General features: G+C 36.2%; 19 protein-coding genes. 2 read left to right on the forward strand and 17 right to left on the reverse strand.

All coding sequences use genetic code 11. From position 1 onward, the window contains the following. Window positions 1–8 precede the first annotated feature (8 nt). The 10 genes from brxC to KI369_RS12510 all read right to left on the reverse strand — a co-directional run bounded on the left by brxC (window position 9) and on the right by KI369_RS12510 (window position 14,494). Window positions 9–3,575, reverse strand: a complete 3,567-nt coding sequence (gene brxC / locus KI369_RS12465) for a BREX system P-loop protein BrxC (RefSeq protein ID WP_212956143.1) — start codon at window positions 3,573–3,575, stop codon at window positions 9–11. A gap of 21 nt (window positions 3,576–3,596) precedes the next feature. Further along, complete coding sequence (locus KI369_RS12470; RefSeq protein WP_238484918.1) at window positions 3,597–4,136, reverse strand: DUF1788 domain-containing protein; 540 nt, start codon at window positions 4,134–4,136, stop codon at window positions 3,597–3,599. A 17-nt stretch (window positions 4,137–4,153) separates the two neighbouring features. Then, window positions 4,154–4,750, reverse strand: a complete 597-nt coding sequence (locus KI369_RS12475) for a DUF1819 family protein (protein WP_238484919.1) — start codon at window positions 4,748–4,750, stop codon at window positions 4,154–4,156. A 24-nt stretch (window positions 4,751–4,774) separates the two neighbouring features. Next, entirely contained in the window at window positions 4,775–7,237 is a 2,463-nt protein-coding gene (gene helD, locus KI369_RS12480; RefSeq protein WP_212956145.1) for an RNA polymerase recycling motor HelD, read from the reverse strand. 339 nt (window positions 7,238–7,576) lie between these two features. Further along, entirely contained in the window at window positions 7,577–8,353 is a 777-nt protein-coding gene (locus KI369_RS12485) for a hypothetical protein (RefSeq protein ID WP_212956146.1), read from the reverse strand. Window positions 8,354–8,371: 18 nt separating this feature from the next. Next, entirely contained in the window at window positions 8,372–10,549 is a 2,178-nt protein-coding gene (locus KI369_RS12490) for a Z1 domain-containing protein (protein WP_212956147.1), read from the reverse strand. A 141-nt stretch (window positions 10,550–10,690) separates the two neighbouring features. After that, window positions 10,691–11,107 (reverse strand): hypothetical protein, encoded by a 417-nt coding sequence (locus KI369_RS12495; RefSeq protein ID WP_212956148.1) that lies wholly within the window; start codon window positions 11,105–11,107, stop codon window positions 10,691–10,693. Between the two features lie 135 nt (window positions 11,108–11,242). Next, on the reverse strand, window positions 11,243–12,211 hold the full coding sequence (locus tag KI369_RS12500; protein WP_212956149.1) for a tripartite tricarboxylate transporter substrate binding protein: 969 nt from the start codon (window positions 12,209–12,211) through the stop codon (window positions 11,243–11,245). Continuing rightward, window positions 12,208–12,885 (reverse strand): response regulator, encoded by a 678-nt coding sequence (locus tag KI369_RS12505; protein WP_212956150.1) that lies wholly within the window; start codon window positions 12,883–12,885, stop codon window positions 12,208–12,210. Before KI369_RS12505 ends, KI369_RS12500 begins: the two co-directional genes overlap by 4 nt. Window positions 12,886–12,904: 19 nt before the next feature. Further along, entirely contained in the window at window positions 12,905–14,494 is a 1,590-nt protein-coding gene (locus KI369_RS12510) for an ATP-binding protein (protein WP_212956151.1), read from the reverse strand. 225 nt (window positions 14,495–14,719) lie between these two features. Between KI369_RS12510 and KI369_RS12515 the strand changes: the two genes are divergently transcribed. Beyond that, the gene (locus KI369_RS12515; protein ID WP_000035839.1) at window positions 14,720–16,042 is read left to right on the forward strand and encodes an MFS transporter; all 1,323 of its coding nucleotides are present in this window, start codon (window positions 14,720–14,722) and stop codon (window positions 16,040–16,042) included. A 60-nt stretch (window positions 16,043–16,102) separates the two neighbouring features. Here the strand turns inward: KI369_RS12515 and KI369_RS12520 are convergent, their stop codons facing one another. The 6 genes from KI369_RS12520 to KI369_RS12545 all read right to left on the reverse strand — a co-directional run bounded on the left by KI369_RS12520 (window position 16,103) and on the right by KI369_RS12545 (window position 22,345). Continuing rightward, window positions 16,103–16,414 carry a hypothetical protein gene (locus KI369_RS12520; RefSeq protein ID WP_212956152.1) on the reverse strand — a complete coding sequence of 104 codons (312 nt, stop codon included), beginning with the start codon at window positions 16,412–16,414 and terminating at the stop codon, window positions 16,103–16,105. 262 nt (window positions 16,415–16,676) lie between these two features. Beyond that, window positions 16,677–17,648 carry an ABC transporter ATP-binding protein gene (locus tag KI369_RS12525; RefSeq protein WP_212956153.1) on the reverse strand — a complete coding sequence of 324 codons (972 nt, stop codon included), beginning with the start codon at window positions 17,646–17,648 and terminating at the stop codon, window positions 16,677–16,679. Beyond that, window positions 17,641–18,633, reverse strand: a complete 993-nt coding sequence (locus KI369_RS12530; protein ID WP_212956154.1) for an ABC transporter ATP-binding protein — start codon at window positions 18,631–18,633, stop codon at window positions 17,641–17,643. The genes KI369_RS12525 and KI369_RS12530 overlap by 8 nt, the downstream gene beginning before the upstream one ends. Before the next feature lie 26 nt (window positions 18,634–18,659). Next, window positions 18,660–19,511 carry an ABC transporter permease gene (locus KI369_RS12535; protein ID WP_212956155.1) on the reverse strand — a complete coding sequence of 284 codons (852 nt, stop codon included), beginning with the start codon at window positions 19,509–19,511 and terminating at the stop codon, window positions 18,660–18,662. A 6-nt stretch (window positions 19,512–19,517) separates the two neighbouring features. Beyond that, entirely contained in the window at window positions 19,518–20,468 is a 951-nt protein-coding gene (locus tag KI369_RS12540) for an ABC transporter permease (protein ID WP_000278794.1), read from the reverse strand. 290 nt (window positions 20,469–20,758) lie between these two features. Further along, window positions 20,759–22,345 (reverse strand): ABC transporter substrate-binding protein, encoded by a 1,587-nt coding sequence (locus KI369_RS12545; protein WP_212956156.1) that lies wholly within the window; start codon window positions 22,343–22,345, stop codon window positions 20,759–20,761. Between the two features lie 318 nt (window positions 22,346–22,663). On the opposite strand from KI369_RS12545, the gene KI369_RS12550 reads away from it, so the two are divergent. After that, entirely contained in the window at window positions 22,664–23,002 is a 339-nt protein-coding gene (locus tag KI369_RS12550) for a hypothetical protein (RefSeq protein ID WP_212956157.1), read from the forward strand. Window positions 23,003–23,315: 313 nt separating this feature from the next. On the opposite strand, the gene KI369_RS12555 is transcribed toward KI369_RS12550, so the two are convergent. Continuing rightward, window positions 23,316–24,293, reverse strand: coding sequence for an ornithine cyclodeaminase family protein (locus KI369_RS12555; protein ID WP_212956158.1), 978 nt, complete (start codon window positions 24,291–24,293; stop codon window positions 23,316–23,318). Window positions 24,294–24,396: the final 103 nt, after the last annotated feature.

The raw sequence follows: 24,396 nt of genomic DNA on the forward strand, positions 1-24,396 counted from the left end.
GTTCTCCTTTATTTTTTAATCCGTACTGTTTTTCCCTGATTTAATTCTTCATTCACTGTATCTTCAAGTTTTTTCAACCATTGTTTTAAACCTTGAATATTTTCTATTTCTAATTGATCACCTGGTAGTGCAGCTACCACTAATTGCGAGACGCTCATTTCCACAATTTTAATTTGATCAGTACCCTCTGGATCATCTTGGTCATCTACGTAACTTTTATATAGTTCCTTGACCCTCTCTTCCAAACGATGATAGTCATTATTTGCCATTTGCGTATACGTGTACACACGTGAAATACTTTCAAGGTCTTGCATTTGCTTAACACGTTTCTGTAATTCAGCTATTTTCTCTTGAACTACTTCTTTAATAGCATCAATATTTTTATATCTTGTTTGTAGGTTTTCCATATCACGACGAATCGCTTCCATTTGCTTCAATTGTGTACCAATTTCACGTTGTACAAATTTAGAAAGGCCTTGTTTCAATTGCTCATTCAAAATTGGCAAGTTCGGAATCTGGTGGTATGGATTATCACTTGTCAAAATAGATACAATACTATTTTTTACTTTTTGCACTTCTACATCATGCTGCGCTACATCTAAATCATCTCGGCGTTCTTTTAATACGCGTACACTTTCATCAAAATGACGAATTGCATTACCGTTATAGAATGAGTTTAAATGCTGTACATCTTCTAACCATTCTTCTAAATCCTCATCAAGTTCAACAAACTCTTCTACAAAGTTTTCTTGTTTTGTAATAGCCAATAAATCTACAATGCTATTTTTAATTTTAGAAAGTACAATTCCACCTGGATATGGATATTGTTGGTCTTCACGTTGCTTCGTACGCTGCATATCCTCAATTAGCTCTATGAAATGTTTTTGAATTTGATTGCGAATACTTTTCGCAACTTCATCATAAGTTTCACCAATATCATAGAAGTTGAACAGTTCACGCATTGTTTCTATAACTTCTTTACGTACACGTGATGGTATACCGATTTGCGCCTCAATAACAACTTTTTCTCTTTCCGAAGCCTTTGTAATTCGAGCTATAAACTGTGAGTTTGTTGTATCAAAGCTTTCATTTAAATACATCAGCTTAAATTTTTTATTATAGAGCGCCGCTGCAACCATACCAGCGATATCATTTTCGCTCCATCCATATGGTACATCTTTAAATTTCTCTACTAACAATTTCATAGTAACAATTTGTCTACCACGACTTTCCTCTAAGAAACGAACGACCGTATCATAAGCTAAGTGGTTTTCAAATGTTCCATCCAACCTCGCCGGTAGTCCTTTTGTTGCCCATTCATAGATAGTGTCATTAGCATTTTTCACAGGTACCGGTTCATCAATATAACCTAAATAGCTATACGTATTTCGAACTAAAATCTCAAATGCACTTTGTAATTGATTTTCTAATGTACTCTTAAATTCGTAGTCTTGCCCTTGAATAAAGTATTTTGCATTTGTTGCTGCTTCGGCTAATGCTTCTCTTGCTTTCTTTTCAAATTCGCTAATTTGTTGACGTTTTTCGTCTAATACTCTCTTTTGCTTCTCTGTTAAGCTCGTTGAAATCTTTTTATTAGCAAAGGCTTGAATCTTTTGTGCATATTCCATTGGCTCAAAGAACTTTTCTGCGTAGTGATCCGGAATATACATAATCATCGTTCCAGAATTTGCATCTGCACGAGCTTGTTCTTCTGAAACATCGCCTGTATAAACTTGAAGTGTTAATGCATTTGTCTTTCCACCACGGTTGTATGTGTCAAATGCCTTATTAAATTCAAAGTCATGTGTTTTTTGGTAACGATATGATTTCATCTGTACGATTTCTTCATAGAAAATTCTACCAAGCGCATCTACTACATTTGCTTCGTTTACATGCTCACTTTGAATTTCACGGTTAATCTCTTGCTCATCATCGCTTAAGAAAACAAATGTACGATCTGCATTTTCTGCGATCAGCATTTTTTGACGAAGACGGTATAGCGATTGTTTTACGTCTTTTTCTAATTCATTTTTAATACAATCTACACTATCTACAAGCAAAGTTGTAATATTTTCAACAGTTGCTTTTACTTCATCAATACCTTTAATCATGAATAATACTTTAAGTACTTCTATATCAAATTCAGTAATGCTATCACGCTTACCAGCTTCAATAACCGTAGCTGAAACAGACGTGCTTAAGAAACGTTTTACTGTTTCGTAAAACTGTGAGAATCGTGCTAGTTGGTTTGTATCTTCATCTTTCAACTGAATCGCAACTTCTTGGAAAGCATTCAATAACGAGCGTTCCCCTTGTGATAAATGTGCACCAGCTTCTCCTTGTCGGCGAACTTTATTGAATACACGTTGTAATAATTCTACTTGATATGGAACGAATGGATAAATAGATGCATATTCATCCGCTTCTTTAAATCCATTTTGTAGCACTGACTTATCTTTCTCAAACGTCAATGTGTTATTTAAACTTTGGCCAATTTGATCGAAATCAATTTGTAAGCGATCTGCTGTTGCTGCTGTTTTTTCTAAAAGACGACGTTTAATAACCTCATCTGTATTAGAACTTGTAAGATGAATTTTGGTTGCAAAACGGCCTTGGATTTTCGAAAATTGCTCTGTCCCTTTAATTTTTGTTACTGCATCGATTTGTTCTTGTGATGTAACAATAACCCAGACTTTACCGTGACAGTGATTTCCTAAATCTTCTGTTACCGTTTGAAGGTTTAACATTAAATTAGTATCATCACCGATATACTGACCAATTTCATCGACTAAGAATGTAAGACGATATTCCTCACCTTGATTTTTAACATGTTTAGCAACTAACTTAGCGAAGTCTTCCGAACTCATCTCAAAATTTTTGTTAGAAGCGGATAAGACAGATTCAGCTGTATCCGTTGTGTATCCTAATTGTGTTAATGCCTCAACAAATGATTTTTTCTTAAATAGTAAACGTGCACGGCTATCTACCCATTTCGTACCGTCTATCTCTTCAAAACGCTCAACAAACTGATTATAAATTCCCTCTTCTGCAAGTTGTCTTTCTAAATTAGCAATCCATGGTGTAGAAGAGTAGCCTAAATATTCGTTAAACACTTTGAAAAATACATCCACTATGGTTGCTTTTTCTTTTTTTCCACCTGCTGATTTAGAATCTACGTTGAATAAAATCGCTTGGCTCTTATAATTTGCAGATTGTTGAAGGATATTTAATAACTCTTGATCATCAGTCTTATTCACAAAAAAGTCTACAGCTCGTTTGCCATATACTTTTTCGTTGTTTAATAAATAAGATAAAATTTTTAAGAAGTGAGATTTACCTGATCCAAAGAAACCAGAAATCCATACACCCATTTTTGTTGTTTGATTTTCAAAGCTATATGCATAATTTTTGAAGAAGTATGCCATATTCTCACTAATCTCTTTTGTCATTACGTACTCTTCTAATTCATCTTGGATAACATCTTCATCTCGCTGCCCCGCCTGAACAACTCCATTAATTTCACGATCAATATCTTTTTTAAATAATTCCTTAATTGTAAAAGAGTCTTGCAACATACATGTTTCTCCCCTTATCTTCTATATCGAAAATGCACGATAATATCCGTTTGATTCAAAGCGATTAAATAAGCTTAACCCTTGGCCTGTATACTCTCCTGGGTAAAAGATAATAATTGGTGTATTTGTTACTCGTGCATGTAGTTGATTTAAGAGCTCATGTGTACTTACAAGTTGAAATACACTGCCTACACCTGTAACAAAGACCATTTGCGCATCAGTAGCTTCTTCCCCAATACGTTCTACTAATTGTTCTTCTTCTAAAGTTGGAAGAATTGCTTCGAATAATTCTTCTGTTCCTTGCTCTTCTTCAAATTGCTTTAATCCCTCTATACCACCAATGTCTTCAAACAAGTCGATGATCATGTCAAATAAATTTAATACTTTTACATTTACTTGCATTTTATCTGCAAAATATTTCACTGAATTTCTAACCATCAGTTCATATTCAGGATCATAGTCAAACACAAAATAAGGGACTTCATTTCCAAGTCCACGCATCTTTAAAAAATCCTCTTTTTGAATTTCTTCAAAAAAACGATCTAATTTCTGTTGAATCATTTCCACATCTATCACCATCAGTCATTTAATGTAAGAATAAGTAAGTCACTATATTCAGGATTATTTTCTACGTATTCTCGTAACTCTTTACTTAGTGGAATCGATTTGATTTCATACTCATTTCCTTTTTTCACAAGGAGCTCTCCATCCACTAAGATCTTTAATGTAACTTGCTTTAACTTATACTTTGTTTGGTCCGTCCATTTTCGAACTTCTTCATACTGTTGACCTTTTTCTTCAAAAAAGGTCATAACATTACCTTCTGTTACCGTATTCTTAAACCGTTTTAAGTTATAGTGTATTACTTCTAATACAAAATCACGTGGAAACTTAAAATGCTTTAAAAATGCATATAACAAAATGGCATTATTATCAGAACGTGAGCCATTTACTAACATTTCACGCAATGTATCATCCAACTTTTCCGCTCTTCTATACACACGTGGAAAAATATCTTTCATTGCTGCTTCACTTCGGCAATGAAAGATATTTTCCTCAAAAACTTTATCTTTAATAGCTTGCTTTGACATCCCCTTTAATTGTAGGTCTGCCATTATCTTCATTTCATTACGGTATAAATGTTCGGCTGTAAAACCACCAGAATATACTTTCATTTCTATATCACAACCTTTTAATTTCTAGTCCTGTAGCTTCTTCTTTAATTCTGCCCAACGATGCCATACTTTCAACCATGCATAAAAGTCATAGTAGCGTTCACGATCTTCTTCAAATGCTTCCATAACTACCTCTTCTTCCTCATCGTCAAACAATCGTAGTGTATCTTCTTGTTCTACTACTTTCATCTTTTCCACTTGTGGTTCGATGTTTGGATTAGAAATGTCTGTGATTAACCAGTCTTCAAAAGATTTTCTCGGTTTTGGAGGTGCATTTGGATCACGATCCTCCAATAACGGTGATATGTTACCACGATAAAACATATGCAAATCATGGTGGGCACGCGTAATGGACATATATAACATTTTAGCGTGTAAAGTCTCATCTTTAAAGGTTGTTTTACTTACATCATGTATAATTACTGCATCAAATTCTAATCCCTTTACTAAATACGATGGAATAATAACAATTTTTTCATGTAATTCTTGTCTTCCTTCTGAAATTACTTGAATACTATTGACTCCTCGTCTTTCCAATTCATCATAAGTGTCAATAGCTGCCTGTTTTGTATCTGTTAAAATAGCAACTGTTTTATGTCCTTTCCCATCAAACTCTTGAATAGAACGTACAATTTCATCATATAGCTCTCCAGCACTTTCCACATTTTGAATAGCAGGTACAGCCCCTGGACGGTTTACCGGGATTACAAGCGGAAAATCATAGTTACTATTTAGCAACACACGATTTGCCATATCCATTACTTGTCTTGTAGAACGGTAACTCGTTTGCAGGTGAAGACGTTTGTATTCTTTTTCCTTAAATACGTAAGATTCGATTTCTTCCCAACGATCTAAACCATAGAACGAGAAGATCCCTTGTCCAATATCACCTAAAATCGTCATTGATTTCGCATAATCTTTCATAATTGCAAGTTGGAATGGACTATAATCTTGTGCTTCATCAATAAAAATATGCTCATATTCTAATTTTTTTCCATTAATTTTTGCATCTAAATAAATAAGCGGTGCAATATCTTCATATGTAAATTTTTCTTGCTTTACTTGTCTTCCGTTTTTCAGAAGCAAACTAAGTAGCTCTTGTTCTATACCTTTATGGAATGTATCAAATACTTTCTTCTGGAAAATAGATTTATACATAAGTATTGCAGAAATATGTTGCATCTTCTTCACATATAACTCAATTTCACTTTTCATTTTTTCTCGGAATACTTTCTCACGTAATTCCTTCGCTTTTTCCAATGCTTCATAAATTTCTTTACGCTCTTCTCCTTCTGGAAGCGTAATAATCCACTTCTGATATGCATCTTCAAACTCATCTTCAATTTGCTTTATTTTCTTCTTAGTCTCTCCTATGCTCCAACTTGTAATGAAATCTTTTACTTTTTTCATACGAACATTTAACGGCAAATGTTCTTTCGTTTGATAGAAATTATGAATTTCATCTTTTTGAAGCATAACATCTGATCCAATAATAATACTACCATGCGGAATCATTGTACTCCCAATATACTCAACAAAGTCATCTAATAACTTTTTAAAGCGAAGAGATCCTTTATATTTTGAAACCTTTATAAGATCTTCTTTATTAGAAGAAGCATAGACATTTACATAATGGTCATGCAATTCTGGAATGCTGTTTACATCCGTAAAATAAGTCGATGCCCAGTCATAGAATGTACGTTGTTCAATACCGTCTACTTCAATTTCAGGAACAATATCTTTAATGTAGGATAAGAAAATTTCATTCGGTGCCAAAATCAAAACATCTTGTGGCTTCACTTGTTCATGATATTGATATAGAAGATAAGAAATACGATGAAGGGCAATTGTAGATTTCCCACTTCCCGCGGCCCCTTGAACAATAATAGTGTCTTTTAACGGTAAACGAATAATCTCATCTTGCTCCGCCTGAATACTCGAAACAATATCTCGTAATTGATGAGATTCACCTGTATTAGACAAAATTTCATTCAAATAATCATCCATATATTTTACTTGCTGACCGTCTTCCTCTTCCACAATTCCACTTTGACCAATTTCATTTACGCTATTAATCGTTCCATCTTGAATAATAATACCGCGCTTACCAAGAATTTGAACAAATTGACTTTGATCATTTCCAATAGAAAAACGAGATTGCACGCCTTGGTAAGCGTTGTAAAGCTTACCTAAATCCGTACGCCAATCTACAACAACAAGCTCCCCATCATCATCAATACCTTTTTTTCCTATGTAAATAGTCTCTTCACCATAGTCATCTTCAAAATCCAACCTACCAAAATACGGACTTTTTCGAGCCTCATTTAACTTCTTTATTTGCTTATGTTTTATTTCTTGTAAACTAGCTTCAACCTGAGATGTTACTTCCTTCTTCATCTCATCTTCTGTTTGGTCTAACAAACTATCTATTACTTTTACCGTTTTATCTAAATACTTTTGTTCTTCAGTTATAAGAGTAGTATTCATCGCTCATCACCTTACATTTTATTACATACAATTATAATATAAAAATACCAATTGTTATAGGCTGATATAATCAGCGTATAATCCAATTTGTGGATGTTTTTCTGCTACGCTCTTAACGACTATTAGTTAATATCTTATATAAAACACTATAATAAAAACCGGTATTATTCACGTCACTTAATCAACAAATCTACAAATCATAAATTATAACTTAAATATATATGGAACAGTACATCAAGTAATTGAAAAAAACACGGACTTCTCCCAAAAATATTGAGAAAAATCCGTGACATAACACTCTTTTTGTTATCGTTTATAAAAAACGAAAATAAAAGTTACTTACTTTAATCTCTCTAAATGATATTCCGTATTCCCCTTACCACGCTCTTCATTTTCTTTTCGTAAGTTATATTCCAGTTTTCGTAATCGGTATGTCTCTTCATCCTGAAGTTTACTCACCGGCAACTTCTTCTCATTTAATAAAGTTATTAATTTTTCTTCAGATGAAAACAACTCCACATCTACTAAAGATTTCCCTGTATTTTGGTACGCTCGAATTGTAAATGTATATTTTTGAAATGCCCCATTTATACAAGTAGTATCGTAATCTAGTTGATTCGTAGTGGGAGCATCATGTCCTTCTGCCTTTGGATCATATATAAATTCGTGCGCCTTAGTTTGGATATTTGAGAACTTTAACGGCTCATTTCTTTTACCATTACGAGCAATCGCAACAATTAAAAAATATGGTAAGTTTAAATAATCAGCAGAGTAACAATCTGAATTACTTGGATCTGTCCACTCATCAAAATATTCATCATAAGGATGGCTATGATATGTTCCAACGCAATGCGAAGTTGAAAATAACTTTTTAGCAGATTTAACTGCCCTATCCACTTGAGAATCAGGCATTACCATCATATTAGAGCGCTCCATTACACTGCCGACCGGAAAGGCATAATCGCACTCTGTAGTTGTGCTTTTTTCCATATCGAATAATAAACCATGCGCCTCTGAATGAACTTTCTTCTTATTTTGCGGAAAGAATTGTACTGCATCTAATAAAATAGTAGAAAGTACATGTTGAATCAGTTCAAACGGTTTATTTCGCTCCATTAAAATTACCTCCCCTCATCAATCTAGTGTTTTACTTGTATAGATAGCTGTCTTTGTATTTTCCGGTGTTACTAAGACCGGCCACCAAAACTGACATCCACGCCATCCATTTTCTTCTTTCCCTTCTTGTCTAAGAAGAATTAAGGCCGGTATATCAGTCGCAACCTGTTTGGCAATTCTAAGCTCACTCTTTGCTCCTGTTGGCGTATCTGGTGCATCCTCAAAACGCCCATCTTTTCGAACACGGCTAATATTTCTATCCGATCTTACAATACACCACACTTTTCCGCGATGTTTTGATGTAGTATCATTTGCTAAATACTCCATACTAGAAATAAATGATTCAACATCCCATTGTTTCCCTTCGTTTTCATCAAATGTATTATAAATGTTGTCTATTACTTTTACCGCTACATCAAGGTCCATTAAAAATGGTTGTCCATTAAAAGCATGTAATCTCTCTAATGTATCATCAATTTCTTGAACCGTTTTTGTAATATATGTTTTATATCCAGTTTGGAATCCGACAGGCAATAAACGTTTTAGTGGTTTTAATGCTGTTGTTCTGGATAATAAAATTTTATTAGGACTACATGGGATAATTTTATTTTTGGGGTCCTTTTGTATAAACACAACCCCTTTATCATGTCCGCCATTTTCAAAAGCTTGTCTTAATGTTGAGTCAAACTCATGTATTTTTTTCATTACATCATAAATTATCGAAGTTGTATAAAAGCGAGTAACCGCTAAATCTTCTAATGGACGATACCCAAACATTCGTGAATGTTGTAGCACTGTATCCTGTTGAAAAGTCTTCGGGTTTCTTCCATAATAAAATCCTATTAAATTTCCAATTGTAATACCGCGATCCAAAATTTGTCCTCCGATAAAAATATTTAAAGGAGCACGTAGTTTTAACTGACCAGTGTCATCAAGTAATTGGTTCATATCTTTTTCAGAGTTCACCTTAGTTATCATCAAATAATCTTGCGTCAGGGCAACTAGCACCTCGTATTTTACTTCTTCTAAATCTGGTATATCACATTCTAGAATTGTTATAGATTTTGTCAAATTCTTATATGACTCCTCAACTAAATCATGGAGAAGGATAGGATCTTCATCTGCAATACGTTTCAATTCATTTTTAATCTCTACTACTAACATTTCTTGCCATTCATGTGCTACTTTTGCTTGCTCAGTGTGTACAATAAAACTATATTTTTTTTGACGTACTCCCTTTTTCTTATCTTGATTGCGTCGAATTATCCCACCAACGATGAAGTTAATAATCGCATGACGTAAAGTTTCAACCCTTTTACTTGTCAAAACTTCTTCTATTTTCAACCTTCTTCTATCCTGTTTTTTTAAAACTAATAATTCCTCGATTGAGATTTGTTCATAAATATGAGATGCGACAGAATTTTCATCTTCACTTTCTTCAAAATAATAGTCTCCACCAATATAAGCGTCTGGTACCGGAACCAGTTCTGTAAACGACGGTTTAATCGGTTTAAAAGTTCGGATGGAATCTTGAATCTTCAAATCTTCCGGCTGTAAGTATAGTGAATATGGTGTAGCTGTTACTTGTAGAAAATCAGAACACTTTAGTTTTTTTCGCAAATCATCAATAAGACCTGCAATAACATTAATTTCGTATATCTCTTGTTTAGTTTTTGAAAAACCAATACTAGCAAAATCCGCTTCATCATCAAGAATGAGAACACGTTTCCCTATAAGAGATGGATATGTTTCAAAAAATGCAGTATGTAATCTTCTTAAATTATTTGCCTCTTTTTTAACAACAAAGATTAACTTTTGTTCTAGCTCGTAGGCAATTAGATTATCAGGAATAGACATGCTATCATAAATTTGTAACACATCATCATCTTTAAAATCCTCGAACTCTTTCTTTAAGCGCTCAAATGTTTGTTGCGCCAACGCACGTGTCCCTTTTGTCAAAACAATAGCAACATCATAACTATTATCAAAAGCAAGCGCAGTAATACCAATAAACGCTCTCGTTTTACCACTTTGAATTTTCCCTAGTAACATACCTGGTCTATTGACGCTTGTATCATTTTCAATTAACTTGTTTACTGTATTCTCTATACATTGCTGTGTTTCTATTGAATAATTATTTTTCTCTGTTAATCTACTATAAAATCGACCCGTTTTATTTAATGTACTTACTTGCATATGTATAACCCCTCCAAAAGATATCTCTATTTTTTATTATATTAGTATGGAATGATTCACTTTATACTTTTAAATCAATTATATAAATAATGCATTTCATTAACTACCATATTATTCAAAAAAACTTCCTATACACAAATATTAATATATCACCCCAAAATGCACAGTAGCACACCCATAACATACACCATCTCTATCAAGATGTTCTGGCAAAGTCCTTGTATCACAAAACTTACACTGCTGATACCGTCTTTTTCTAAACTCAGCCACCATAATACTACTCTCTTTAATCTCCACCGCTTTCTCACTGTCACTTAATTCCTCTAAATGTTCCCATAATAATATATGATGCGTAAACCGTGTCATATCTGGTTCGACAGGACAAGTCCATACTAATCTATGAAACCCTATTTCTAAGCCCATTTCTCCCGCACGAATAAACATATTCGGATCAAAATCCAGCCCTCGAACTGCGAATTCGACATCTAGTTCTTTCAACTCGCAAAGCTCCAGTTGTTTTGATATAAATTGTTGTATCTCTGTTTTTGCTAATTTCATTAGTGATGAATCTCCTATATAGTACATTTTATATTTCAATAAAATTTGTAGTAATAAAAATCTTACTATTAAATTATAACTCGAAATCCGGTATTATTTACGTCATATATACCATTTCTTTAAACTGAACATTCATCAATCACTAAATTTCACCATCCTCCCATACCACCCACTACTCTCCTCCAAAAACTCCCTACTCTCCCCACTATCCTTATAAAAACTCTCCCAACCCCGCTCCCTCAAAATCCCCTTCCAACTATCACTCTCCACCATCTTCTTAATAACACCATCCCAATAAGCAACCTCTTCCTCCGTCATATCTTTCGGGCCCATAATTCCTTTCCAGTGCTGGAAGATGACGTTGATTCCTTGTTCTTTCCATGTTGGGATTTCTGGTAGTCGGTCTAGGCGTTTTGGTGCGGATACGGCTAGTATTTTTATTTTGCCGGCTTTGTATTGTTTTTCGGCTTCGGATAGGGTCATGGTTGCGGCGCCTATTTGTTTGTTCGTTAGGGCGTTTATGATTTTTTCTTTGTTTTCGTAGACGAAGAATTGTAGTTCGGCAGGGTTTATACCGAATGCTTTGCTTACTTGTACGAAGGATAGGTGATCGTCGTTTCCTAAGCCTGGGGCAAAGCCGATTTTGAAGTTTTTCTTGTCTTGTTTTAGTTGTTCCATTAGTTCGTTTGCGTTATCTATGGTGCTGTCTTTTGATACGACAACGACTTCCCAGTCTGACGCAAGTGTTGCGAGTGGTGTGAAGTCTTTATATGTTAGTTTACTGTGGCCTAGTAGGTTGTTCGTTATGAGTAAGCTTGAGTTAATCACAAGTACGTGACCACCTTTTTGTTTCGTATATTTCCAGCCGACATCACCGCTGCCACCTACTTTGTTTGTGACTTTGATTGGTTTTGTGAAGATTTTTTCTTCTGTTAGCGTTTTTTGCATTGCTCGTGCCGTTAAGTCCCACCCTGCTCCTTGAACGTTCGGTGCAACGATTTCTACTTCTTCTATGTTTACTGTATTCGTTTGAGATTTTTCCGAGGAACAACCAGCTATTACTCCTGTCATGATCCATATACATAGTAATAATCGTTTTTTCATAGTCCTCGTCCTATGCGATATTTTCGTTCTGGTCGTCCGATAATGCCGTATGTGTACTCTACTGTGCATTCGTTTGTCGCTACTAAGTATTCTAAATATCTTCTTGCGGTTGTTCTGGAGGCCCCCATTTGTTCTCCCATTTCCTCTATTGTAATGCCCTCGTCGAATCCTTTTATAATTCCTTTCACTTTTTGCAATGTTAACGGATCAACACCAGTCGGTAAGTTTTTCATATCTTGTGTTTGCGAAATGCCGAAGAAGTTATCGATGAGTGCTTGATTCACTTCATTGTTACTATGTAATAATTGCTTCTTTCTTTTATAGTCTTCAATTGTGCGAACAAATTTTTCTAACGTGACCGGTTTTATAAGATAGTTACTTACGCCGTTTCGAATTGCTTTTTCTAGCATATGGTTTTCATTTGCCGCAGTAACCATAATGACGTCAACGTCTGGAAAGTCAGCATGAATTTCCGGTAACAAGTCTGTTCCGATTCCGTCTGGTAAGTAATTATCTAATAGAAGCAAATCGATTTCTTCCCTTTGTAGTAGTTCCATCGTTTCTTTCGCATTCAACGCTTTTCCAATCACTTTTACGTCCTTTATTTTTGATAAAAACTCTTCCTGAATTTGTGCGACGCGGAAATCATCTTCTGCAATTGCAACCTTCAACATATGCCCATCCCCCTGTTTGTTATGTACTTTTTCTCAATGTTTTCGGAAGATAAATTGTAAAAATAGCTCCCCCATTTTTCTCATTCTGAATTTCAATCGTTCCTTTTAGTAGATCTACCATTTCTTTTACGTTTGCTAGTCCGTAGCCACGGTTGTTCCCTTTCGTCGAAAATCCTTTTTGAAAAATCGTACTTATTTTCTCTGTCGGTACTCCTATCCCACTATCTATCACTTCAAACACAATGTCGTGCCCAATATCTGTCACAAAGAAGGAAACACTCTTTTCCTCTCGTTCATTCACCGCATCAAATGCATTGTCGATTATGTTGCCAAGGATTGTAATAAGATGCGAAACTTTTATATGATCTGGTAACGGATGCAGCGCACTATCTCCTTCAATATGAAAATCAATTTTCTTCTCAGACGCTGTTCCGATTTTTCCTAATAAAATAGCTTGTACTTTCGCATCATGAATTTGATGAAATAAAATATGGTTTTGACTTTGATGAATGTTAGATTCTTGTTGGATAAATTCAATCGCTTCTTTGTAATGCCCTAACTGAAGTAATCCTGATAAGACGAACAGCTTATTTGTAAATTCATGTGTTTGAGCGCGCAAGTCCTCTGAATACTTTCTTACCTCAGATATGGTGTTCACGAGGTTTTGCAGTTCTGTTTTATCTCTAAAACTACATACAACACCTACCGTACTGTTATTTTCGAGTATCGGTGTCATGTTTAAAATAAACACTTTATCTTGAAATGCGATTTCTTGATCGTTTTCTAGTACTCTCTCCATATGAAATTCCGGTAAAACTTTTGAAATGTGCCGCTGCATATAATCACCATTTACATGTAGCATTTCTTCTGCCGACGTATTCATCATCGTAATAAAACCGTTTTGATCAATAGCGATAATTCCTTCTTTTATAGATAGTAGTATCGCGCTTCGTTCCCGGTATAACGCTGCGATTTCATTCGGCTCTAAACCGAGTGTATCTTTACGAATGCTACGTGCTAAAAGAATGCCACCAACAATTCCGGCTAATAAAACCGCTAAGGAGAAGAGGATAATTTCTTTCGTTCTGCTCAGTATATTAGATTCAATTCCTTTTATTAAAAACTCTACTGTCACAACACCTACTACTTGATCGTAATCTCCGTTATGAACAATAATAGGTGCCTTTGCCATTAAAGACGGACCACTTACCCCATTTCCTTCGAGTGTATAATAGCCACCAAAAGTAAGTGCTTCATAGTTATATGGATTGTTACTCTTTGTACCAATCAACTCCGAATTAGAATGGGAATACATAACCCCAGAGCGATCTTCTATAATGACATAATCTGCACCCGCTTGCTCACGAACTTGTTCCGCAATGGATTGGATGGTATTTTTATGCTCGTTATTTTGAAAAGCATCTTTTATAGCTGGCATAAAAGAAAGCGACTTCGCTGTTTGCAATGCTAGCTGCTCCACTTGACGCTTCGTATCAACGGACTGAATGTAAACAAATATTCCTGCTAACAGGAGAACGACAAATAAAATTAATGAAATAATTAAGCTTACTATTTTCGTTTGTAATGATAATTTGCGTGATTTTTTCATACTTCATATCCTTTGATAAAATATTCAAAACTATCAATCTCCTTTTTCTATTATTATGACAAAACTAAAAATGAAGCAACTATTAAAACTCTCCATGTACATAAAGTACAAAAAGAATAAAATTGTCATAATATTGAGATTTTAACCTATAGACAGTACAATTCAACTATAATGAACACGCTTTCATAATTATCATTTTATTTATAAGCAAGAGGAGGAATTAATATGGCTCAAGCAAAATCTAATCGAGTCGCCGGCAATATCTTTAAAGGTTCTGTCGGCAATTTAATTGAATGGTACGACTGGTACGTTTACTCTGCTTTCGCTGTTTATTTTTCAGCAGAGTTCTTTCCTAAAGGCGATCCAACGAGTCAATTACTGAACACAGCAGCTATTTTCGCAGTTGGATTTTTAATGCGCCCTATCGGAAGTTTATTAATGGGACGTTATGCAGATCGGCACGGACGCCGGGCAGCATTAACGCTTTCGATTACGGTTATGGCCGGTGGTTCTTTAATTATCGCCTGTACACCTAGTTACGAAAGCATCGGTATTATGGCACCTATTATTTTAGTTCTTGCTCGTTTACTACAAGGATTATCACTTGGCGGAGAGTACGGAACTTCCGCAACGTATTTATCTGAAATGGCTAGTAGTGGTCGCCGCGGTTTTTATTCAAGCTTCCAATATGTAACGCTCGTTGCGGGGCAAATGGTTGCATTAGGCGTTCAAATTGTTCTTCAGCAATTACTAAGCGAACCAGATATGAAAGCTTGGGGATGGCGTATTCCGTTCATTATTGGAGCAATGGGCGCAGTAGCTGTATTATGGCTTCGCCGCACGATGGATGAATCAGAGCAGTTCTCAAACATAAAATCACAAAAACGCGAGAGCGCAGGAACCGTTCGCGCTCTTATGAAACACCCAAAAGCAGTATTAACAGTAGTCGGCCTAACACTCGGAGGCACTGTTGCATTCTATACGTACACAACATATTTACAAAAGTTCATGGTAAACACAGTCGGTCTTCCGAAAGAAGTTGTAAGCTGGATTAACTTTGTCGCACTACTTATTTTCGTCGTACTTCAACCAATTGCAGGGCTACTATCCGATAAAATTGGACGACGCCCACTATTAATGGCTTTCGGTATTCTTGGAACATTGCTAACAGCACCGATCTTCTTCTTTATGGAAAAAACGACAGAACCAATCGTAGCATTTTTACTCATGATGGTCGGTCTCATTATCGTTACTGGTTACACATCGATTAACGCAATTGTAAAAGCAGAACTCTTCCCAACTGAAATTCGTGCACTTGGCGTAGGTTTACCATATGCACTAACCGTTGCGATATTCGGCGGAACAGCTGAATTCATCGCATTATGGCTAAAGAGTATCGGAATGGAATCACTATTCTACTTCTACGTAGCTGGATGTATCGCGATAAGCTTTATCACGTATTGGCGTATGGATGAGTCATCGAAGACTTCGCAGATTGAGGCGGAGCTTGGTGGTGGGGATAAACTAGCTAATAATAAGTCTAGTTAAAAAAGGCACCTTAAGGTGCCTTTCTCTCATTTGAATTTACTATTTGAGTAATCTAATCATTTACCTTTGATCCTTAAATCCCCAACCGGAGACTAAATAGTTTTGCGTTTTGTTTATCGTAACGCGGATTACCTTTTTCTTATCATTTTTAGAATAACCTTCTACATCAATAAAACCATCACGTACTCCATGTAAAATATCAACTTTAGTAACTACAAGATCTATATTTTCTTTATCCTTCATATAATTTATTGCTACTTTTGAAGCTTTATCTTGAGTAATGTTTTTGTTGTACATTGTGTAACATACATATCCTATTATTAATAATAAAATTGTAGAAATAGCAATGTTCACTCTTTTTTTCTTATTCAATATATCCTCTCCTTAGGAAGATTTACACTCTAACTATAAATCTTTTTTGGGGAGATGGAAATATAGGAAGTTCAGTTTCAGATAAAGCCTTTCCAAATTTACTACTAGTAGTTATGATGATTTCTCCACTTAATTTCGGAGCACTGTTAATCAAAATTTTTTATTTTTGAACAAGAAGCATTTCGTATCTAATAATTTACTTTGTTAGCTGGATGCCACGTAAAACAACAAAAAGCACCAGGTCCCCCCGATGCTTTCTCCTCTAAAACAAATGACAAGCCACCTCATGCCCCTTCGCAATCTCAACCATCTTCGGTACTTCCTGTGCGCATTTTTCAGTGGCGAATTTGCAGCGCGTTCTGAATTTACAGCCGGATGGTGAGTTGAGTGGGCTTGGTACTTCTCCCTCTAGGATGATTCTTTCTTTGCCTGCGTTTGTTGGATCTGGTTCTGGCATGGATGAGAGTAGTGCTTGTGTGTATGGATGTGCCGGTTTTGTGTATAGGTCTTCGCTGTCGGCAATTTCTACTATGTTTCCTAAGTACATGACTCCGATTCGGTCTGATATGTGTCTTACCATAGATAGGTCATGCGCGATAAATAAGTATGTAACGCCTGTTTCTTCTTGGATGTCTTGCAGCATGTTTACGACTTGTGCTTGGACTGAGACATCTAGTGCTGAGATTGGTTCGTCACATAGGATGAAATCTGGTTTGACAGATAGCGCGCGCGCGATGCTGATGCGCTGTCTTTGGCCTCCGCTAAATTCGTGCGGGTAGCGATATAAGTGTTCTTCTTTTAGGCCTACTTTTTTTAGAAGGTCTAAGATGATTTCTTTTTGTTCTTCTTTTTCATAAGAGCCGTGAATGTTCATTGGCTCGCTAATGATTTGAAATACATTCATCGACGGATTTAATGATGCGTATGGATCTTGGAAAATGATTTGCATTCGTTTTCTATATTCTTTTAGTTCACTTTCCTTTAAACTTGCGATGTCTTTTCCGTCAAATAGGATGTTCCCTGAAGTGACATCGTGTAAGCGAATGATGCTTCTTCCTGTCGTGGATTTTCCGCAGCCCGATTCTCCTACTAGTCCGAATGTTTCACCTTTTTTAATTGTGAAGCTTAAGTCATCGACTGCTTTTAATTGCTCCGTTTTTCTGCCGAATAGTCCTTTTTTAATAGGAAAATACTTTTTTAAATTTCGAACTTCAATTAAGTTTTCTTCATGCATGTGAATCACCTACCACCCTATCATTTAACCAGCACATAGAACGTCTTTCGTTTCCAATTTCAAAATATGGCGGACGTTCTTTTTCACAAATGTCCATCGCATGCGGGCAACGCTCTGCGAATGGACAACCTTGTGGCGGGTTTAATAAGTTTGGCGTTACACCTTGAATTGGCGCGAGCCTCTCTTTTACGCCGTTCGATATTTTCGGCAGAGAGTTTAATAACCCTTTCGTATATGGGTGATTCGGCGATTGGAAAATATCAAGTACAGGTCCTTCTTCCATAATAAGTCCGCCATACATAACGATAACACGTGTACAGTTTTGCGCGACTATTCCTAAGTCATGCGTAATAAGAAGTAACGCCATGTTCGTTTCGTTTTTTAAGTTTTTCATTAAATCTAGTATTTGTGCTTGTATCGTTACATCAAGCGCTGTTGTCGGTTCGTCCGCAATGAGAAGATCAGGGTTACAAGACATCGCCATCGCAATCATAACCCGCTGCTTCATACCGCCGCTTAGTTCATGCGGATATTGTTTTACCCTTTCTTCTGGTGAAGAAAGACCGACTTGTTTTAACAAGTCGACCGCGATGTGCTCTGCTTCTTTCTTTTTAACTTTTTGATGCCGTATAATTACTTCCGTCATTTGCTTTCCAATTTTCACGACTGGATTTAGTGCAGACATTGGATCTTGGGAAATTAGTGAAATTTGATTTCCTCTAATAGAACGTAATTCTTTCTCAGATTTAGAAAGGATGTTTTCATTATGAAAAAGGATTTCCCCTTCTTTCACTTCCCCTGGTGATGTAACGAGAGACATAACAGACTTCGCCATCACACTCTTTCCGCTTCCAGACTCCCCAACGATTCCAACTACTTCTCCTTTATTTAAACGAAATGTAACGCCGCGAACCGCTTCTACTTCTCCGCTTTCTATGAAAAAAGAGGTCTTTAAATTATTCACTTCTAATAGTTTTTCAGACACGTTGCTCACTCCTTTCACTTAACACTTTAGTTTTCATTTCCAGCTCCTTTTGGCGCAAAAGCTTTCTTCAATGCTTCACCAATTACGTTAAAGCTAAGTACCGTTAAAAGGATAAGGAACCCTGGGAAGAGCGTTAAATACCAAGCTTCACCGATATATCCTTGCGCATTATTTAGCATGCTACCCCAAGAAGAATCTGGTTCTCTAATACCTAATCCTAAGAAGCTAAGTGATGATTCCATTAAAATCGATGTCGCAATTGTTAATGTCGCGGCGATAATAATGGTTGATAAAATGTTAGGAATAATATGTCTTACAATAATTGTGAGTGATTTTTGTCCCGATACTTTTGCATATAAAACGTACTCACGCTCTTTTACCGATAAGGTTTCTGCCCTTACGATACGTGCGGTGTCCATCCATGTAAGTAATCCAATAATAAGAACTAAAGTCGTAATTCCTGGTTTTAAATAAGCATTTAATAACAGCATTAAGAAGAATGATGGAATTGACATAAGCACTTCAACAACTCGCATTAAGAAGTTGTCTAACTTTCCGCCATAATATCCGCTAATTGTTCCGACCGCGGTCCCGATTGTAATGGAAACAACCATCGCTAGAAAACCAACCGCAAGCGACACTCTTCCACCATATAACGCCCTCGTTAAGTAATCTCTTCCGTAATCATCCGTTCCGAAAGGATGACTCATACTCGGTTCTTGTAAACGATCTGGAATCGACATTTTACTAGGATCATACGGTGATACAAATGCGAATATCGATGCAATGGTTAAAACCGCCAGTATAATAACTCCCATTAGTACAAACTTATTTTTTGTAAAACTACTTTTTATCGTTTGAAATCTCCTATTATTCATTCCAAATCACCCCCTCATTCGAATGCGCGGATCTACTACGCCATATAAAATATCAGCAATTAAATTACCGAGAATTAACATGAACGATGATAATAATGTGATTGCCATAATAATTGGATAATCAAATCTAAAAATAGCATTCACCCCAAGCGAACCAAGTCCCGGCCATGAGAATACTGTTTCCGTAATGAACGCTCCGCCTACTAAACTTGGAATGGATAATCCGAAAATTGTAATGATCGGTATTAATACGTTTCGAAGTACGTGATTAAATAAAACTGTTTTTTTCGAAGCACCGTACGCATATTGAATTTGTACATAGTCTTCTTCTAATTGCTGGATGGTGCTTGAACGAATATATCTCATATAAACAGAGACGTTTTGGAACGCAAGCACCATGCAAGGTAAAATGCCGTGCTGGACAATATCCAAAAAGGAATCTTGACCGACTGTACGCATACCCATACTTGGAAGAAGGTTCAGCTTTAAAGAGAATAAGTAGATTAATAGTAAAGCGAACCAAAAGACTGGCATTGAGATTCCCACATAAGAGATAAAGTTCACAATACGATCAAAGATAGAATTCTTTTTCACACCTGTAAGTAGTCCAAGTGGTATTGCGATTACAAATGAGACGAGTAAAGACGATCCCATTAAGCCGATTGTTGCAGGTAACCTTTCTACGATAAGGTCTAAAACAGGACGATGGTTTTGAAGTGAATAACCAAAGTTCCCTGTTAAAATATTTTTTAACCATAAAATATACTGCATATAAATTGGTTGATCTAGCCCTAAACTTGTGCGAATACGCTCAACATCAATTGGGCTCATATTCGGCGTGACAAAGTTTCGAACTGGATCGCCCGGTGCTAGTTTTATTAATAGAAAAGAAATAATAGAAATAACAAATAAAAGCGGAATTGCATTTAAAAGCCTCTTCGCAATTACTTTATACACAAACTTCCCCCCTCAAGATAAAGTGAAACTTTAATCAGTGGGGGTTTTGTCCATCCCCACTGATTATTAGTTGAACCAATCGGGCTTTTACGGGCAGTTGAGCTTCCATCCCACCACCTATTCAGCCGAATTTTAAGGTGGGAGTCTTACTGCCCGTTAAAGCGGGATAAAGTGAAACTTTAATCAGTAGAACTTAACTTCCACGCATTTACCGAATTTCGAAGCGGGAGTCTTACTGCCTATTAAAGCGGGATAAAGAAGCTGATTTCCACCAGCTTCTTTATCGTTTCTTATTTCACTTCATAAATCTTAGATAAATCTTCAAACATTGTGACAGGAATTGCTTTTGCTTCTTTCAATCCATCAAACTTTTTATCTACTGCAATAACTGCTTTCGGATATGCGATTGGTAGATAAGGTAAGTCTTCTCTCGCTGTCTCTTGAATTTTATGGTATAGTTCTGCGCGTTTTGTTTTATCTGTTTCAACTGCAGCTTCTTCCCATAACTTATCGAAATCAGCGTTTTTATAACGTGCATAATTGTATTCAGCATTACTTAAGAATAAGCTCTTATATGAATCTGGCTCAGGTCCCATTATGTAACCACCGAATGTAATATCATATTCTTTATTCGCTTTATCTAAGCTTTTTTCACTTGCTGCACTAGCATCTAATGCATTCAGTTCAACTTCTAAGCCAACTTCTTGTAATTTTTGTTGTGTATAAAGCGCTAAACTTTCCATAATTTTATTATTCGTTACATACATCACGCGTACTTTTTCTTTATCTTTCACGCCAGCTTTCGCTAATAAATCTTTCGCTTCTTTTTTATCATATTTATAATCTTTAATGTCTTTTGCATAATACATAGCGTCTGGCGTTAAAATTGAATTTGCTGGTTCTGCAAATTGACTAGAAACGAATGCTGAGTTAATCATTTCTTTCTTATCTAACGCATGCGCAATTGCTTGGCGCACTTCTTTTTTCTTCATAAGATCTGTATTTTGGTTATAAGATAAGTAGAATAATCTACCTTCAGGGAATGTCACCATTGAGAAGTTCCCAGTGCTATCTAATTTCTTAAAGTCTTGCGGCTCAATCATCTTCATGTTGATTTGACCATTTTGTAGTGAAACATTTGCTGTATTACGGTCTTTTACAACACGGTATACGATAGAGTCTAATTTAGCTTTACCACCTACATAATCATCGAATCGATCTAATGCAACGTACTCATCTGATTTATACTCTTTAAACTTAAATGGACCTGATCCTACAGGCTGTAAGTTTTTCTGACTCTTTGCTAAATCTGCTTCCCCTTCAAATACGTGTTTCGGAATTGGGAAGAAATCATTCATCACACCTTCGAAAGATGCACTTACTTGTGGTAACACGAATTGAGTCGTTAGCTCATCCACTTTTTTCACCTCAAGCGGCTTTCCTTTAAAGATAAAGTTTTCACGGCTTGAACTATTTTGCTTCTCATCTAAAATAGACTGGAATGTAAATGCAATATCGTCTGATGTAATTTTCTTACCATCATGCCATTTCAAATTATCCTTTAGTTTTAAAGTCCATGTTAATTGATCCTCTGAAGGCGTAAAGCTTTCAGCAAGAACAAACTTTTTCTTACCGTCTTCCATATGATACAGCGGTGCATATAAAGCTTGCTGCACCGTTAATGACACACGATCATTCGCATAAAGCGGATTCATCGTATCTGGGTTATCGCTAACACCAATCGTTAACGCCCCTCCATCTTTCGGAGTCCCTGATTTACTAGTTCCTGCTTGCTTCGAATCTTTTTCCCCTGAACAAGCAGCTAATGCAATAAATAATAGTAGGACAAATGGTAATACAAACAACTTCTTCTTCATATTTCGACCCCTCTCGACTATTTACACCTATAAGAAAACTCGGAATTAATACCGAGTTTTCTTATAGGTTTTAAATTACCACTACCCGTATATAAAGTCAAACTTTTTCGCAAAGGTAGAAAGTTTAAAATCTATTAATGCGTTCTTGCGATAAAATATATTTATGCAAAAAATAAAATAAAAAGACCATGAAAAGGTTGCCTCGCAAAACGATTGGAAAAACTAGCAACCTACAAAAACCCCCTCTAAAATAGTTGTTATATATAATCAAAAATATAGAATGAGATTGAAGATAAAAAATATTTTTAGGAGGTTATCATGACATTTGATGAATTGAAAAAAAACAAACCTACAACCTCATGGATTGAGTATGATGAAGATGGGGAATTTTTCACTGAAGAAAATATAAGTGCAACAAATAAGGTTCTTGACACTTACATTAACAATTTACAGCAATTAGGTGAGAATCCAACCGAAGTCGAAGTAATGCAAGTTGTTAAAGAGGTAGTTATGAAATTAAATGAACTAAATATCGAACATGACCATTTTATCGAAACAATGGAAAGAGAAGATCTCTATGAATTTATCGATACAGCAGCACGAATAGCTGGCTTAGAATCTGAGGAAGATATCACAGAAGAATGGCGGGAATGGTAAAAAAGCTGCACCTCTAATTGTTAGAGGTGCAGTTTGTTTCATAAGCTAATTGAATTAATAATTTGATATCTGCACAGGATTCACGTGTTCCAACATATCATTAAGCTCATCCTGCCAATTAATACCACACCCTGAAAAAATATATCAACGATTATTCAATTATATCAACCGCAACTCCGAATATATCGACGATTCGACACAACATATCGACTTACCGACAATTTTCGCGAAAGCTACCTCCAAAACTATTAACTAATCCCACAACTGCACCAACCACACCAAACAAAAAAAGACCACCAAAAGGCAGTCTCTCTCAAAACTCAATCCTACTCCCAACCCCGCGCTCCACCGCTCTCTCATACAAATACTTCGCAACGATAATATCCACTACTGCCAAACCAACTGATTTGAAAATAGTAATCTCTTCATCGTTTTCGCGGCCGGCTTTTTCTCCACTAATGATTTGACCGAGTTCGGCGTAGATGTCGCTTGCTTTGAATAACCCTTCCTGTATCGGAACTTGAAGATCCCCCGTTTCTTCTAATGCAGCTTCTTTTGATTCGACTACTACTTTGTTTGCATTAGCGATGGCGTGAGATGGTAGTTCTTGCATGCTTGGCCTAAATGAGCCGACGGCGTTTATGTGGACGCCTTTTTGCAAGATTTCTGAGAAGACTGGTGTGGATGCGTTCGTAGTTGTAACAATGATGTCTGCTTCGCTTATTGCTTCATTTGCGTTTGTGTGAACATAAGCAGGTTTATTGAATCTCTCTTGTATATATTGCGAGAATGCATACGCCTTTTCTTCTGTTCGATTGTATAAAATGACTTTTTCAATATCTCTCACCGCAAATACAGCTTCGGCAATTCCCTTCGCTTGTTCTCCGGTCCCAATAATGCATAAAGTTTTTGCGTTATGACGGGCTAAATGTTTTGTCGCTACTCCTGATAAGGCTCCTGTTCGAATCATCGTTAAGTAGGACCCTTCTAAAAGTGCAAGCGGTTCTCCCGTTTGAAAGTCAGACAGCATCACAATCCCGTTTATCGTTTTCTTCCCTATCTTTTTGTTCTCAGGGACTACTGTTACGACTTTTAAGCCAAGTGCTTCAAGTCCTTCCGCTACTGAAGGCATAATTAATGCCGTATTTTGTTCGCTTGCAAATGGTAATGAGCCGCGTATTGGTGTGATCGTTCTTTCTGCGGAAAATTCTTGTAAAGCAAGCGCCGCGTATTCAATGACTTCGTTCATATTTACTAAGTTTCTTTGTTCGTTCGCGCTTATGACTAGCATATCTTTCCACCTCCTCCTTCTACCCCGTATTAACGGGCAGTAAGACTCCCATCTAAAAATTCGGTTGAACAAAGACAGTCACATAGACACATCAACTGCCCGT

The sequence above is a fragment of the Bacillus sanguinis genome, from assembly GCF_018332475.1.
GTDB classification, from domain to species: domain Bacteria; phylum Bacillota; class Bacilli; order Bacillales; family Bacillaceae_G; genus Bacillus_A; species Bacillus_A sanguinis.

Excerpts from the sequence above, each read along its gene's own strand:
- brxC (WP_212956143.1), bottom strand. The coding sequence starts at position 3,575 with ATGTTGCAAGACTCTTTTACAATTAAGGAATTATTTAAAAAAGATATT.
- KI369_RS12470 (WP_238484918.1), bottom strand. The coding sequence starts at position 4,136 with ATGATTCAACAGAAATTAGATCGTTTTTTTGAAGAAATTCAAAAAGAG.
- KI369_RS12475 (WP_238484919.1), bottom strand. The coding sequence starts at position 4,750 with ATGAAAGTATATTCTGGTGGTTTTACAGCCGAACATTTATACCGTAAT.
- helD (WP_212956145.1), bottom strand. The coding sequence starts at position 7,237 with ATGAATACTACTCTTATAACTGAAGAACAAAAGTATTTAGATAAAACG.
- KI369_RS12485 (WP_212956146.1), bottom strand. The coding sequence starts at position 8,353 with ATGGAGCGAAATAAACCGTTTGAACTGATTCAACATGTACTTTCTACT.
- KI369_RS12490 (WP_212956147.1), bottom strand. The coding sequence starts at position 10,549 with ATGCAAGTAAGTACATTAAATAAAACGGGTCGATTTTATAGTAGATTA.
- KI369_RS12495 (WP_212956148.1), bottom strand. The coding sequence starts at position 11,107 with ATGAAATTAGCAAAAACAGAGATACAACAATTTATATCAAAACAACTG.
- KI369_RS12500 (WP_212956149.1), bottom strand. The coding sequence starts at position 12,211 with ATGAAAAAACGATTATTACTATGTATATGGATCATGACAGGAGTAATA.
- KI369_RS12505 (WP_212956150.1), bottom strand. The coding sequence starts at position 12,885 with ATGTTGAAGGTTGCAATTGCAGAAGATGATTTCCGCGTCGCACAAATT.
- KI369_RS12510 (WP_212956151.1), bottom strand. The coding sequence starts at position 14,494 with ATGAAAAAATCACGCAAATTATCATTACAAACGAAAATAGTAAGCTTA.
- KI369_RS12515 (WP_000035839.1), top strand. The coding sequence starts at position 14,720 with ATGGCTCAAGCAAAATCTAATCGAGTCGCCGGCAATATCTTTAAAGGT.
- KI369_RS12525 (WP_212956153.1), bottom strand. The coding sequence starts at position 17,648 with ATGCATGAAGAAAACTTAATTGAAGTTCGAAATTTAAAAAAGTATTTT.
- KI369_RS12535 (WP_212956155.1), bottom strand. The coding sequence starts at position 19,511 with ATGAATAATAGGAGATTTCAAACGATAAAAAGTAGTTTTACAAAAAAT.
- KI369_RS12545 (WP_212956156.1), bottom strand. The coding sequence starts at position 22,345 with ATGAAGAAGAAGTTGTTTGTATTACCATTTGTCCTACTATTATTTATT.
- KI369_RS12550 (WP_212956157.1), top strand. The coding sequence starts at position 22,664 with ATGACATTTGATGAATTGAAAAAAAACAAACCTACAACCTCATGGATT.
- KI369_RS12555 (WP_212956158.1), bottom strand. The coding sequence starts at position 24,293 with ATGCTAGTCATAAGCGCGAACGAACAAAGAAACTTAGTAAATATGAAC.